The sequence below is a fragment of the Streptomyces sp. NPDC047081 genome (assembly GCF_040643775.1).
GTDB lineage: Bacteria > Actinomycetota > Actinomycetes > Streptomycetales > Streptomycetaceae > Streptomyces.
On sequence record NZ_JBEYUY010000003.1, the window covers coordinates 303,276 to 317,253 of the forward strand.

General features: G+C 66.1%; 11 protein-coding genes, 1 tRNA gene and 3 pseudogenes. 5 read left to right on the forward strand and 10 right to left on the reverse strand.

Annotated elements, in window-relative coordinates; translation table 11 throughout:
* The first annotated feature begins 38 nt into the window (after positions 1-38).
* Positions 39-1,034, forward strand: coding sequence for a Yip1 family protein (locus ABZ848_RS07140; protein ID WP_360826571.1), 996 nt, complete (start codon positions 39-41; stop codon positions 1,032-1,034).
* A gap of 126 nt (positions 1,035-1,160) precedes the next feature.
* On the opposite strand, the pseudogene ABZ848_RS07145 reads toward ABZ848_RS07140, so the two are convergent.
* The 6 genes and pseudogenes from ABZ848_RS07145 to ABZ848_RS07170 form a co-directional block, all read right to left on the reverse strand.
* Positions 1,161-1,308: pseudogene (locus ABZ848_RS07145) on the reverse strand (DUF899 family protein); the annotation flags it as partial.
* Positions 1,309-1,347: 39 nt separating this feature from the next.
* A pseudogene (locus ABZ848_RS07150) lies at positions 1,348-1,677 on the reverse strand (phosphoribosyltransferase family protein); the annotation flags it as partial.
* 91 nt (positions 1,678-1,768) lie between these two features.
* On the reverse strand, positions 1,769-2,986 hold the full coding sequence (locus tag ABZ848_RS07155; RefSeq protein ID WP_360826574.1) for a tyrosine-type recombinase/integrase: 1,218 nt from the start codon (positions 2,984-2,986) through the stop codon (positions 1,769-1,771).
* 47 nt (positions 2,987-3,033) lie between these two features.
* Positions 3,034-3,231 carry a helix-turn-helix domain-containing protein gene (locus tag ABZ848_RS07160; RefSeq protein ID WP_360826577.1) on the reverse strand — a complete coding sequence of 66 codons (198 nt, stop codon included), beginning with the start codon at positions 3,229-3,231 and terminating at the stop codon, positions 3,034-3,036.
* Positions 3,222-4,697: a replication initiator gene (locus tag ABZ848_RS07165; protein WP_360826580.1), complete on the reverse strand. Its 1,476-nt coding sequence runs from the start codon at positions 4,695-4,697 to the stop codon at positions 3,222-3,224. Before ABZ848_RS07165 ends, ABZ848_RS07160 begins: the two co-directional genes overlap by 10 nt.
* Positions 4,698-5,645: 948 nt before the next feature.
* Positions 5,646-6,899: a helix-turn-helix transcriptional regulator gene (locus tag ABZ848_RS07170; protein ID WP_360826583.1), complete on the reverse strand. Its 1,254-nt coding sequence runs from the start codon at positions 6,897-6,899 to the stop codon at positions 5,646-5,648.
* Positions 6,900-7,085: 186 nt separating this feature from the next.
* Here ABZ848_RS07170 and ABZ848_RS07175 point away from each other — a divergent pair, with 186 nt between their 5' ends.
* Positions 7,086-7,472 (forward strand): hypothetical protein, encoded by a 387-nt coding sequence (locus ABZ848_RS07175; protein ID WP_360826585.1) that lies wholly within the window; start codon positions 7,086-7,088, stop codon positions 7,470-7,472.
* A 441-nt stretch (positions 7,473-7,913) separates the two neighbouring features.
* On the opposite strand, the pseudogene ABZ848_RS07180 reads toward ABZ848_RS07175, so the two are convergent.
* From ABZ848_RS07180 to ABZ848_RS07190, 3 genes and pseudogenes are all read right to left on the reverse strand, one after another.
* A pseudogene (locus tag ABZ848_RS07180) lies at positions 7,914-8,102 on the reverse strand (phosphoribosyltransferase family protein); the annotation flags it as partial.
* 5 nt (positions 8,103-8,107) lie between these two features.
* The gene (gene dcd, locus ABZ848_RS07185) at positions 8,108-8,683 is read right to left on the reverse strand and encodes a dCTP deaminase (RefSeq protein WP_360826588.1); all 576 of its coding nucleotides are present in this window, start codon (positions 8,681-8,683) and stop codon (positions 8,108-8,110) included.
* A gap of 106 nt (positions 8,684-8,789) precedes the next feature.
* A complete protein-coding gene (locus ABZ848_RS07190) occupies positions 8,790-8,948 on the reverse strand; it encodes a hypothetical protein (RefSeq protein WP_360827259.1) in 159 nt (52 codons plus the stop codon).
* 271 nt (positions 8,949-9,219) lie between these two features.
* On the opposite strand from ABZ848_RS07190, the gene ABZ848_RS07195 reads away from it, so the two are divergent.
* Positions 9,220-9,293: transfer RNA gene (locus ABZ848_RS07195), tRNA-Gly, on the forward strand.
* 372 nt (positions 9,294-9,665) lie between these two features.
* On the opposite strand, the gene ABZ848_RS07200 is transcribed toward ABZ848_RS07195, so the two are convergent.
* Complete coding sequence (locus tag ABZ848_RS07200; protein ID WP_360826591.1) at positions 9,666-12,032, reverse strand: N-6 DNA methylase; 2,367 nt, start codon at positions 12,030-12,032, stop codon at positions 9,666-9,668.
* 302 nt (positions 12,033-12,334) lie between these two features.
* Here ABZ848_RS07200 and ABZ848_RS07205 point away from each other — a divergent pair, with 302 nt between their 5' ends.
* Positions 12,335-12,682 carry a transcriptional regulator gene (locus tag ABZ848_RS07205; protein ID WP_360826594.1) on the forward strand — a complete coding sequence of 116 codons (348 nt, stop codon included), beginning with the start codon at positions 12,335-12,337 and terminating at the stop codon, positions 12,680-12,682.
* Positions 12,679-13,350: a nucleotidyl transferase AbiEii/AbiGii toxin family protein gene (locus ABZ848_RS07210; protein ID WP_360826597.1), complete on the forward strand. Its 672-nt coding sequence runs from the start codon at positions 12,679-12,681 to the stop codon at positions 13,348-13,350. The genes ABZ848_RS07205 and ABZ848_RS07210 overlap by 4 nt, the downstream gene beginning before the upstream one ends.
* The last annotated feature ends 628 nt before the right edge of the window (positions 13,351-13,978 follow it).

The window sequence follows — 13,978 nt, forward strand, 5'->3', positions numbered from 1 at the left end:
CCGGCGCCCTAGGGGTCCCTTTGCCGGCCCCCTAGGGGATGTCACAGGTCGGCAGCAAAGCCGGGTCCGAAACGCCGGGCCCGGCACGTCACTCTCCGGGACCAGGTACGTTCGAAGGCGTGGCTGGATTCAGGATCGGACGCGGCGGCCGGAACAACGGCGCTCCGCAAACGCGACCGCAACACCCCCCGTACGGACAGCAGACGCCGCAGGGCCCGTCGTACGGCTACCCGCCGGCGCCGCAGCCCGGGCCGCAGCAGTACGGCGGCGGTCCGAACGGCGGCGGCCAGTGGCCGCAGGGCGGGAACGGCGGCGCCTACGGGGAACCGGAGTACTTCGGCGACGGCGGCGGCTACGCCCCGCAGGGCGGCCCCGACCCGTACGCGGCGAACAACCCCGGTCACACGCAGGCGTTCTCGGTCGGCGAGGACCCGTACAACCAGGGCGGTACGTACCGCGCGGGCTCGGCGCAGGCGCCGGCCGGCCCGATCGGCCCGCGCCTGCACTGGAAGGACCTGCTCCGGGGCATCGTGCTGTCCCCCACCCAGACCTTCCTCCGGATGCGGGACTACACGATGTGGGGCCCCGCCCTCATCGTCACCTTCCTCTACGGCCTGCTCGCCGTCTTCGGCTTCGACGGCGCCCGCTCGGACGCGATAAACGCCACACTGTCGAACGCGGTCCCGATCGTCCTGACGACGGCGGTCGCGATGGTGCTGTCGTCCTTCGTCCTCGGCGTGGTCACCCACACGCTGGCCCGGCAGCTGGGCGGTGACGGGGCCTGGCAGCCCACGGTCGGCCTCTCCATGCTGATCATGTCCCTGACGGACGCCCCCCGCCTGGTCTTCGCCATGTTCTTCGGCGGCGACGCGACCTTCGTCCAGCTGCTGGGCTGGGCGACGTGGGTGGCGGCGGGCGCGCTGCTGACCCTGATGGTGTCCAAGTCCCACGACCTGCCGTGGCCGAAGGCGCTGGGCGCGTCGGCGATCCAGCTGATCGCTCTGCTGTCGATCGTGAAGCTGGGCACGTTCTAGAGGCTGCAGGGCTTCAGGGCGGCTGCAGGGCTTCAGGGCTCTGGAACTCTGGGGCTCTGGGTCTCTGGGGCTCTGGGGCTCGTCGTCAGTGGTGATGCCCGTGCCGGCCGAGGGTCTGCACGGGGGTCGCAGCAACTCCAGGAACGACACGACCCCGTCGGCGCCGACGACCTCGACACTCCCGTCGAACTCGACCATCGGCAAACCGCCGCCGGGCAGCGGCGATGGCGTCACCCTCCCGGGTGTGCGCCTTCTCGCGCACGAGCAGCTCGTCAGTCTCCCGACGCGATGGTCGACAGTCGACGGTTACGGCTCAGAGCGCTTCCTTGTTGACCTTGGCCGCTTCCCCCGACCTGCTCACGGGCGGCAGCACGCTCCACGGGAAGTTGATCCAGTCATCGGTGCGCTTCCACACGTACTCGCACTTCACCAGCGACTGCGACTTCTCGTAGATGACGGCGGAGCGGACCTCGGCGACCGTGTCCAGGCAGAAGTCCCGTACCAGCTTGAGGGTCTTGCCCGTGTCCGCGACGTCGTCGGTGATGAGGATCTTCTTGTCGGAGAAATCGATGACATTGGGGACGGGCGCGAGCATGACGGGCATTTCGAGAGTCGTGCCCACCCCCGTGTAGAACTCGACATTAAAGCTGAGAGGCGCAATCACCAGGTGATATGCCCGGCAATTGCGCCTCAACTCAGCACCAGCTCAGCACGTCCATCCGAGTCAGCACCGCTTACGCAGTACGGATACGGCTCAGCGACTCGGAGAGATCGCGAGCGACAGCCAGCGCGACCGCACCCTTGATCCGCTCCTCAGCACCCGGAAGCAGATGGATGTACACCTGTTCCGTGGTCTTGCTACTAGCGTGCCCCATCCACACAGCCAGCTCCGGAAGCGGGACGCCAGCAGCGATGGCCACCGAGGCGAAGTAGTGCCGCAGCGACTTCGGGGTCAGCTTCCGGTGTTCCAGCCCAGCAACCTCGATCGCCTTGTTCCACCTGTCCGCGAACGTCGTACGCGAGGGGAAGCGTTCGGCGAACGTCTCGGACTCGTAGAACCACCCTTCGTCACCCCAGGTGCCATACGTCGCGATGTGGGTACGCCAGGCCTCATCAGTGATCTCGGGCACCGGAACCCGGCGACCAGTCCGAGACCACTTGACCTCTTCCCGGATCGCCGTTCCCCGCCCGGCACCGTCGTTGGCGCCGAAGGTGGAGAGCTGGGCATTGATCGTGGCGAACCCCGCCTTCTGCTCCCACTTCTGTTCACACATCGCGAGCGCCTCACCCACACGCAATCCGCACCCCGCCATGCTCCACACGGCCGACCGGTAATACGGCCTGATCGCATCGAAGATGGCTTCGATCTCAGAAGTCGTCGGAACCTCTGACGGATCGATCGGCCGATAGGCCGAGGTCTTGCGTTTGCGCGCTTCCGCCTTCTTGCACGGATTCCTAGGAATGATCTCCGCAACCCACGCGTACTTGAAGAGCGAGGCGAGGACAACCTTTCGTGTGTGAATCCCGTACGGCTTGTACCCCTTCTCCTTCTGGAGCGTTTCCCACTTCGCGATATCGCTTGCGGTGATCGAGCCAATCGGGCGCGGCCCGAAGAACTCGGCGTAATGGTTCTTGTAGATACTCACGTACTGCGCGCGAGACGACAACGCTAACTGCGCGTCATCCGAACCGGCATTCAGCCACTCCTCCCAGACGTCAGCGAAGGTCCGCTTGGACTGCGAGGGGTCGATGTACGAACCCGTGTCCTTGTCGCGTTCAACCTTCCGTTCCCACTTTTCCGCGAGCTTCTTACCGGCCGCGCCCGACTCGAACGTCTTCTCACGCTGCCGCCCTGAGCGCCCGCCAGGCTCACGCCAGCGAGTCACCCATGGGTGCGGGCACCTGTCCCACGCCGTGATCACACAGTCACACCGTTTGATGATCGAGCCCATGTCCGTCCACCCTCCTTGATCCTTCTCGGTAACTCAGCACGAAGATTCTACATGCGATTGTTCTCAACGTGACCCCTTAGCCAGGTCTCCAAGTCCCGTTCTCTGAACCGGAGATGCTTGCCGACGCGGTACGCGGTCAGGCCCCAGGTGCGCCAGTTGCTGTACAGCGTGTTCAGGGACACGGCCAGGAACTCCGCTGCCTGACTGGGCGTCAGAAGCTGGTTCGATCCGCCTCTCACAGCCACTCACCCCACTGCTTCGCGTCCTCCCGCGCCTCCCTGGCCAGTTGGAGACTCTGCGCGTGGCTCTCGGCAATTCCGGCGGCGAAGTCGGCGGCACCGGAGGTGTAGCCGGAACCGACGTAGCGCAAGTTCGACTCCGTGACCGTGTCCGAGTCGTCCACGGGCCTGGTGTCGCCCCGCCGGTGGTCGGCGCGCTCCTCCCGCAGCGCGCCGTACGTGGTGGAGTAGCGGCGGGATTTGGTGAGGATGTGACCCCGATAGCCGAGGCTGTGCGCCCAGGTATGCAGCCGGAGGTATTCCAGCTCCGCCAGGCCGCCCAGGCGCCAGCAGGTCCCCATCAGGGCCCGTATGTGGCCGTTGACGGCTGCCGCGCGAATGTCGTCCAGGCTGGTGACGCGGTAGTCCAGTCCCGCGCCTGTTTCGGCGGCACCCTTGCTGACGTACTTGGCCACGTAGCCCGCAACCGCTCCATCTGACAGGCCGTCAGAGCTGTTGAAGGAGTGGATGGGTCGGGCGTCGAACTGGGCGCCCCAGGCGAGCCGTTCGGTGCCGTAGGCGTCCGAGTCGGGCGGCGTGACGTAGCCAGTCGTGGCGGCGTGCGTGACAGCGTCCGACAGCAGGCCCGCAGTGGCCCAGGCGGGCGGGGGCGAGGTGGGGCCGTCCGGTCCGTCCAGGCGCACGACGGCATGGAAGTGCACGGCAGCCCGCTTCTGGAACTCGGCAACCTTGGCGAAGGACACCACCAGGTGCTCACCGAGCCGCAAACGCGGAATCCCTGCTACGGAGGCGAGGTGACGACGTACGGCGGTCGCGAACCGGTCCCACAACAGCCCGGCGTGCGCGTGCCACAGCACATGGCCTACGTAGTCGTAGCAGTCCGCGCACAGCGGCAGCCCCACCATGTGGTCATCGTCGGCATGGACCAGGCCGCAGCCGAGCGGACGCCCGTGCTCACAGCGCGGAGCGTCCCGGCGGGGACGGCAGCGCTCCCCGTCCAGTGCGCGATGCACGGGCCCGAAGGAGGGAGCGGTAAGGGTGACGAACAGCCGGGGACGCTCGCGCACCACCTCGGGCACACTCTTGCCGCCGGACAGGCCCGCACGCACCAGTTGGAAGGTATCCCCGGCATGCAGGCGGGAGCAGGGCTCACAGACCGAGGCCCGCCGGTTGCGGCAGCGCACCGCCAGCCGCTCACCCGGCTCCGTCGCGGTCGAGTAGGAGGAGATCACCTCCCCCGTGACCGCGTCGCGAGTGATGGTGGAGCCGGACAGATAGACCGGATTGGCACACCCGCCGATGGCCTTGATCTGTTCCAGCCAGCGGGAAAACTTCGGATCGTTGGCGAGCCGGATAATGTCCCAGTCGGCATCCGAGAGCAGCCGAAGCCGCCTCTCCTGTTCCAGCGTGGCCGAGCGGGAAGGGTTCTTGAATACAGGCGAAAGATGCACCTCTGACGAGGTGTTAGACATGGCAGACCTCCATACAGGAAAACGGGTGGAGGAGCGCGGGCGGCAGTACGGCTACGAGTCATGGCTGAGTCCTTTTCGAATCTCGTCTTGGCTGTGTCTGAGATATGACTGAAGTAAGTGTCTGCGTCTATGCCTGAGATATGTCTGCGTCTATGTCTGTGAATTCGCTGAAGTGGGCTCGTCGCTCCGCCTCAATGATCTCAGAACGATCACGGCGAAGCCACCGAATTACCGTGCAGGCCGGGGAAGTTGAGCGATCTTGGGAGGGCAATCCGACAGCCGAACCCGGTACCCCAGCGGCATCTGTTCGGACGTTTGCGCCCTGTGCCACAGCCGCGCGGGAGAGGCAGCGGGCAGCAGCGGGGCAGGTGTGGCAGAGACTGTCTTCACTTCTTCCAGGGCGCGCCTGCGGCGCGCCGGGCGCCTTCTGGCGCTCCGGCCGGGCGTGCGGCCTTCGGCCGGTCCCGTCCGGGCGCCAAGCGCCCGCGACCACAACCCGCCCCCGATCATGAGCCAGCTCCCCACACATTCCCGCCCTGCCGTGCCCTCCCCGGGACTGAAGCCCGTGGCTCGCTCCCTCCAGAGCCATCGGCCACCGATCCGGACAGGACTGCATCCCGCCGCCGATATCCCGGCGTCATGGCATTCAGGGACCGGCCGAGCCTTCCGGGGTCAAAGGGCCGAGGTTCGAGCGTCTTGGGCTGGGGCCGACGGCCTACGAGGCTTTAGGCAGCCACCATGGGGCGAGCCTCGAAGAACAGGGGGCCGATCGGGCTGAACACGGGCAGGCTCCAAGAGACTGCCCGATCCGCTGGCGAGCGTAAGGCCCCCTGTTCACTCGCCCCATGGCAGCTCCCGCCCAAAGCCTCTACGGCCGGCGGCGTGCCAATGGCGCGCCATTCCTCCAGCTAAGGACCAAGATCTGACGAGGCACGGCACCGCGCCGAGTCAGTCGAACTCCCTTAGAGCGGCGACCAGTTGGGGCCCCTCCTTGGCGCCCCGACGCAGGAGCACGGCAGCCGTGGTGTGCAGCTCGTTCCAGGAGTGGGGCCGCCCGACCGCAGCGGCATCAGGGACACTCGCCACCGCCACAGACGCGGCTTGAGCCGATTCACCTGCCCCGGCGAGGGCGTGCGCGAGACAGGCGCGGAACCAGGTCTTGTCACGCCGGTATTCGTCCGGCAGGGCATCGAGCCCCACCGTGAGATCATCCACGGCGGCTTGCCAGTCACGCAGGTGCAGAGCCGCCATTCCGCGTTGCAGGGTGAACCACGTCTCGTCGTAGAAGTACATCCACACCGGCTCGTCCTCCGGGCGCTCGGACGCCAGCCTCATGAGCCCCTGTGCATCGTCGAGCAGGCGTCGGGCTTCGTCGGCCTCTCCGTTCAGCGCGTGTCCCCTGGCAGCCATCTGCGTGGCCATTCCCTGTACGCCGAGGGACGTGCCCGGAGCCGACCAACGGGATGCCTCAGCAAGACGTACACAGCGGATGGCTCGGCCCTTGGACCACGCCATGTGTGCCTTCATGTTGAGGGTTGTAGCGGCCATGTTGGCATCTCCCGCTTCCAACGCCCATTCGTGGGAGCGGTCGTACCAGGCCAGTGCGGTGGCAGTCTCGTCCTGGTCCTGGGCCATCCACGCGAGGAACTGCGCATGTTCCGCTGCGAGACGGACCACACGGTCAGCGAGGTCGCCCCGTGCGTCCGCGTACAGATCGACGACCGTCCGGAGCTGCTGCCGCATCACGTCGACGAGCGGCCGTGAGCCGATCTGGTCTTCGGCCCGACGATGCTCGGCGAGAAGCCGATCAAGCCAGTCCAGGGTTGGGGCGTCCACACGGTGTGAAGCATCGACCACACCCGTGACACGAGCCAACAGGTCTTCGTCAGGCGCGAGGCCAGGGAGGGACAGGCCGGAGACCGGAGCCACGTCCGTCCCCAGTGACACGCTGGCGGACTGGAGATCGGACGGAACGCCGAGTCCCGCCACGATGCGTTGCCGTACCTCCACGGAGGTCACGCGCCGTTGGCCGCGTTCGATGTCGGACACGTCGGGCTGGACGAGGCCGACGCGTTCCCCGAGCTTCGTCTGACTCAGACCGGTGAGTTTCCGGTACGTGCGGAATGCGGCGCCCCAGTCTTCGCTGGTGACCGCCGCTACTAGCTGCGGATGGGACCACAGGTTCCCGGGAGTTTCTCCCATACCTCAAATATAGGGCGGCTCTATAGGGCCGTGGGATGGGTTCAACCGGCGTCCGCCGTCAGGGTCTTCGTGACGAGTACCCCCGCGACCGAGCGACCGGCCCGGGGGCGTGGCCATCAACCCCATGGAGGTTGACGACGTGACCAAAACTATCGGGAGCCGGACTCACAGGGCAGAGGTACCGGCGTGATCGAGCGCATCGAGGAAACGCGGTTACTGCCGTGGGTAGGCCCGGAGGGCAAGCCCTGCTACCTCTCCGGGGACAGCTCAGGCGGTTACCTCTCACGGCTCGCGGACAACATGGAAGCGGTACAACTCGGCCTGGCCGCCGACCTGGTCAAGGAAGCCAGAACGATCCTCGACTCACGCAAGTGGACCCCGGGGGAACTCCATCTGCTGGCCGTCCAACTGACCGAAGCTCTCACCGACGTACACCGCGTAGCGGAGAGCCGGGGCGCCCGTCTGCTTGATCCTTCGTGGGACGACCCCGACGTCATCGACGATCAAGGCGACGCGAACGAAGGCGACGACGACCAGGACGGCCCGCAGGTCCCAGCCGAGGCATCCGGGTGACTGTCTCCACAGCCGTACGCATGCACCGCGACGCCACCGTCACCGAGCCACCGCCCCCGGCGACCGGGGAGTCAGTAGCGGCCTACTGTGGCTGTTGCACCGGGTTCCGCACCATCTGGTGCCCAGCCTGCTGCGGCTTCGAGGGCTGCACCGCGTGCCGCTACACCCGGCGCGTGCGTTGCCCGGTGTGCAGCGGCGGCACCACTCTTGCCCCCATCCAGTGGTAGCCCCTTGAGCAGAGCAACACGCATGGAAGCGGCCTCCGTCACCGGCGGAGGCCGCTTCCATGTCCTGCGATCAGGTCAGCACCTACTCAGCACAGGGACCATGATCAGTCACGATCAACGCCAACCAACCACAAGATCAGATAGCCACACATAGGCATTCACCTGGATGTTTGCCAAGGTCACCGACTATGCGCTAAGCAGCCAGGCCCATGTACTCGACATTCACCAGGTGGATGTTCTTGCAGTCGAGGGCGTAGGCAAGGCCGCCGGCCACGAAGACGCCGCCGCGGGCGATGCTGAGCACGATGTCCGGCTCGAAGCCGTCGTCGGCGATGGTCTGCGCGAGCTCGCGCACGGCCGTGCCGAACGCCTCGTAGGTGAGGTTCTCGCGAACGCCGCTCACGCTCGTCACACCTGCGTCCGGTGGAAGTTGAGGAAGGACCGGGAGGCGGTGGGCCCGCGCTGCCCCTGGTACCGGGAGCCGTAGCGCTCGCTGCCGTACGGGAACTCGGCGGGCGAGGAGAGCCGGAACATGCACAGCTGCCCGATCTTCATGCCGGGCCACAGCTTGATGGGGAGGGTGGCGAGGTTGGAGAGTTCGAGGGTCACGTGACCGCTGAAGCCGGGGTCGATGAACCCGGCGGTGGAGTGCGTGACGAGCCCGAGCCGCCCGAGGGAGGACTTCCCTTCGAGCCGCGAGGCCAGATCGTCGGGGAGCGTGATGACCTCGTACGTCGACGCGAGCACGAACTCACCGGGGTGCAGGATGAAGGGCTCGTCGCCCTCCGGCTCCACGAGCCGCGTGAGGTCGACCTGCTCGACGCTGGGGTCGATGTGCGGGTACCGGTGGTTCTCGAACACCCGGAAGTACCGGTCCAGCCGGACGTCGACGCTCGACGGCTGCACCATGGTTTCGTCGAAGGGATCGATCCGCACTCGCCCGGCGTCGATCTCGGCCCGGATGTCCTTGTCTGAGAGAAGCACGCCCCGAGGATACGCAAGGCGCACGGAGCCAGGACAATCGCCTGTTCCGCGCGCCTTGACGTGTATGACCGTTTTTTACGACCGCTGCTGTTGCCGTGCGCCGCCGCTACTGCTTCTCAAGGCTGACCGGCACGACGCTGCGCAGCCGGGCACAACGTGGACACCGCACCAGCCGACCGGGGCCGAGCCGCTCGGCCTGCTGCATCGGGAACGAAGCGGTGCTGAACACGTGCCCATCGGCACAACGGACGACGGTGCGCTCCATCAAGTCCATGAGTCCCTTCCCCAAGAGCCCCGTCCGACTGCTCTCCAGCGGACGACAAATGCCACATTACGGGATCAAAGGAACGACTCTCCAGGCGGCACTCCGACCTCACCCGGACCCTCTCCCACCCCTCCACCGTACGCCCCAACTCCCGCCCCCCGCAGCCCCATCGGCCCCCACAAACGCATCCGGGCCCCACGGCTTCAGCGCCGGGGGCCCGGTATGAGGTAAGGTAACGAGCGTTCCGACACCGGTCCCGACCGGCGTCTACGCGGGTGTAGTTTAATGGTAGAACATCAGCTTCCCAAGCTGAGAGCGCGAGTTCGATTCTCGTCACCCGCTCCATGACAAGGCCCAGGTCGTCGACCTGGGCCTTCCTTGTGGTCCGGATCGCTCAGTGGGCTCGCACCCTTCGTGCTTCTTTCCAACGGCTGACGGCCACGCACAGGCAGGTCGGCTCGTTCAGAGTTGGCCGGCCGCGGACAGGACAAGCAAGCAGAGGCCCATCGTCGTGGCAAAAGCAGTGCCGCCGTAAAGGACTGCCTCGGCGAATCCGGCTCCGGTGCTGGCCTTGAGGATCCCAGCAACGAGGGCCACTACGAGAGAGAACAGCGCTGCCACGAGCAGCCACAGATACCTCGTTCTGGATCGCGGCTCGCACGATGGAGCATTCACAGAAATCTTCCTTCACGAAGGGGCTGAAACGGGAGGAGCGCATCATTCCGGGACCAGGACACCAGTCAGCAGATGGGCGGCGAGTGTGCTGCGATGGTGCATCGCGGCCTGAATGAGTTCGCGATGCGCGGTGATCTGTGCGCCTACCGCATCCAGCGTGTTGCTGATTCGCCGCTGGTGAGCAAGGGGCGGCAACGGTACGGGCAGAAGTGCCAGTGTGGCGGCGCTGAGGGAAGGGACGGCGGTGCCGCGGGCGTACTCCTTGAGCCAATGCACCGTCTGCGGCAGAGACAAGTAGGCGAGCAGGTAGCCGGGGAGGACAAGGAGCTCCCCGTCCGATTCCAGGGCACGCAGCCGCAGCAGGTTGGTGCTGAACAGCCAGCCGTCCTGCGCCTTCTCGACCAAGGCAGGGGGCATCTGGGCGCCGGAACGCACGCACAGGATGTCTCCGGGGCGGAGACGGAACCTTGCCAGTGCGCGGGCGACATCCTCACCCACTTTCTCCATGTCGCGATCGTCGATACGTCCCTCACGCAGATGCTTCGGCATCACGACACGCAGATCGCCTGCCACGGAGCGAACCTCGGCCGGCAGCCGTGAGTAGGACGGGCCGGCCATGATCTCGACCAGATCGCCCAGCGGAACCCGACGCCAGTCATGAGGTAGCCCGTCATACGAGAGCACGACGGCTGACGGCAAAGGGCTGTACGAGAGCGCATCGACCGCACCGTCAACGGCTTTCGTTCGACGCCTGGCCGTATCAAGCGTCCGCTTCGTGGCTGCTGCCTCAGTCGCCGCATCAGCCGGTGAGGCCGCAGACATCCATCTGTCCACATAGTCGGCGGGGCTGAGCGAGTAACCCGCAGCCCGCACGGCCTCCAGCGGAGCGGCGACCGCAAGATGGCCAGCGCTCTGCCGCCCGAGGCGGAATCCGGTTCCTCGCCGCCACGCCTGAACGGTTTCCGTCATCGCCCCGACGTGTTCGTCGGACAGGACCCGCGGTCCGCGACTCGCCTTGTCGCCCAACTCCCGGGCGTCCACGAACAGGATCTCCTCGCAAACCGCTGTGGAACGCCTCAAGAACCACAAGCAGACGGACACCTGAGCCCCCGAGAAGAGCTGGGGCGGCAGCGCGACGATGCATTCGACAGCCCCGTCCTCCACCAGCCTGCCTCGAATCTCCCGCTCCCGGATGTCTGTGGAGGCGCCCGCGCTGACCGGCATCACGACGCCTGCATGGCCCTCGTCCTTGAGGGACACCAGGACATGCTGGAGCCAGGCGAAGGCAGGGTTGCCGGGGGGAGGCGGTCCGTACGGCCAGTCGATGCCCTCACGCGGCCTCCACCCAACCCCACGAGCGTTGAACGGCGGATTGGTCAGGATCAGGTCGGCCTGGCGGCCCTTCGGCCAGACACGCTCGTTCCACGGGGCCGTGGTTACGGCCTCCAGTTCGACCGGCACTCCGTGCAGCGCAAGGTTCATTCCGGCGAGCTGAAGTGTGCCGCGCTGCGGGCTCTCACCGCGCAGGGTCAGAGGCACGACGCCACCGAGGCGTTCAGCGACCCCGTCAAGCATCTCACCTGCGCGCACATACGGGTCGTAGACGCGTTGCGCGGAGTCCTCGTCGTCTATGACGGCGTCTCGCATCAGCCGCACGACAGCACGGGGGGTGAAGAACTCTCCGCTGGGAAGCCCGGCTCGGGAGCCGAATTGATCCACCAGTTGCCGGAACTCATCGATCCCCAAGCCGTCGGTCAGGTGAATCACCTCGACGACATCCGCGTACTCCCGAGGCTCCAACCTGACGATGGCTGCCCGCATGCCCGGCAGCACACCACGCAGGCGAAGTGCCTCGTCGGCCGCCTCCCCGATCTCCTGCAACAAAGCCGCTGTGGCCGCCCTGGATCGAGCCCGCGCCGTGCGCGGGAGCGACACCGAGGGCGGGTCTCCGCTCACCTGAAGAAAGACCAGAGAGAGGAGCAAGGCAAGGTAGTCCGTCATCGATCCGCCACCGCGCACGGCGTCCGCCATCGGTCCCAGCAGTTGCGCAAGTTGCCGTGCACGCTGTTCTTCGTCGCTCGACAGACCGCTGTCAGCTACCTCACCGCTCAGCGTGGTCGCTCTCTGGCGGGCGTCGTCCGATGCCGTGAGGTTCCGACGCATACGGTCGGCATAGGTGATCCCGGGCGGCTCGTCAGACGCACGCGCGCGCGACGGGATCTGACGGGAGTCAAGCCACCCGAGAACCGCCCGCAGACTGAATAGTTCCGTCTCCCCCGTCCTGACCGGCTCCGGATAATCCTCGTACCGACGCTGCCAGTTGGTGACCGCCGGCCGCATCACCCCAGCCAGCTGTGCGAGTTCGGCCCTCGACAACAGGCGATCTTCGCTGAGACCCGTACCGTCCATGAAACCCCCGTACACCGCCCTGGTTGCTCTCGATGAGGGAACGGTAGAGAGGCAACAGCGAGAGGGTCAATGTGCGCACCATCGGTGCGCACATTGACGGGTGGGCGAGATACACGGGATGCGAGGCCGACCTCCAGGGGCCATCGAAGCTCTCAACAGCTGTTTTCTTTTCCATAGCTCATCTCTTCCACCCGATCGAAAGGAGGTGAGGGACATTCCTTGTTAACGGGGTACCTGAGATGGACCTGCGCCAGTCTGCGGATCACTGAGCCCACCGCAGGCTCTTCCTGGATAATCAACGTATGGCAACACAGCCCGGTCTCTCTGATCTTCGCCGCGCCAAGTTTGCTCGCCGTGCGCCTGGCGCACTCTCCGAGCTCGTCGGCCCCCAGCACGGCACGGTGACCCTGCCTCTCCACCTGGCGTGGTCGGGGCTCACCACGTTCGATCTCGACCAGCCGCGGCTGCGGATGAGCTACTACCGGATAGTCCTGGCCGAGGGTCTGCGCGACGATCTCATCCGGTTCCTCAATCGTGACCTTCTGGTCAGCCTGTGGCCCACATTGCGCACACTGGTCAGCCGTGATATCCGGGAAGTGTGGGAGAGCTCCTTCGACGAGCTGGCTCACGGAGCCCAGGCTGCTGCGTGAACCTCACGGATCTGCACCGTCGACTGCTTGCGGACGTCCTTGACGTGGGTGGTGTCTACCCTCTGGCGCTCACCGGTGGCTACGCGGTTCAAGCACATGGGCTGGTCAACCGGCTCAGCCAGGATCTCGATGTCGCGACCGAGAACCCGGAACGCATGGAGGACATCGCCATCTCCGTGCGCAGCGGACTGGAAGAGCGCGGATGGCGCGTGAGGGCTCTGGAGACAGATCCACTGTCAGTACGGCTCATCGTCACCGATCCCGCCAGCCTTGAGGAGTGCGAGGTCGACGTCCTCAAGGAGACACTTTGGCGGCCCCCTGTGCGCACCGAGCACGGACTGGTGCTGTCCCTCGAAGATGTCGTCGGCACGAAGGTTCGCGCACTGGCCGACCGGGGACTCGCCAGAGATCTGGTCGACGTGCAGGCCGCAGCGGACCGCTGGAGCCACATCGATCTGGAACAACTTGGCCGTCGCCACGCCCGCGACTCTTTCGATCTACGCGAGCTTCAAGCCCGTCTGGGCGGGGCCGATTGGATCGACGACGCCGAGTTCGCCGCCTACGGGCTGGACGAACGCGCAATCACCGAGCTGCGTCGGTGGGCGCAATCGTGGGCCGACGACATCGGCGAACGACTCCAGGAGCTGGAAACTCCACACGAGGACTGAAGACCGCAAGGGCGCCGTCGGCCATGAAGACACGTTTCAGAGCCGACCGCTCACAGCCCGGTCGCACCTCGACCGCACACACGGCGGCCAACCTGGCATCCAGTGCGTGCGTGGTGGCTGCTGCCGACACCGGAAGAGGCGGTAACAACCTGCTGGCCGATTCCGTGCCCATAGCGTGCCCTTTAGAGCGGACAACAACGGTCAGCAGCGGGTACATCAGACCGCCGCGCCTGAAGCGGGACATCGAATCACCACAGGTCAAAGGGTATGAGGCCGTCCAAGCGCCGTCGCTTCCCAAGCTGAGAGCGCGAGTTCGATTCTCGTCACCCGCTCCATGTGAAACCCCAGGTCATCGGCCTGGGGTTTACTTTTTGTCCAGTCTTTTGTCGATCCCCACGCCCCGGGGAAACCTTGAGATAGGGCCCTCGCTGCATTGGCCGCTGTCCATTCCCTCTCCTCAACTGCGCAGCCTGGCACGCCCCTTGGCGCGCGGGGCTCTGGTGAGACGCTGGCCAAAGCCATCAGCTTGCCGTTCACATCACGAAGCGGCCGGATGTTCGGAGTGCCGCGGGCTCGACCGGCCTCCCGAATCACCATCGCGTCGCGAGCTCCTCGCTGTGCCCAGAGA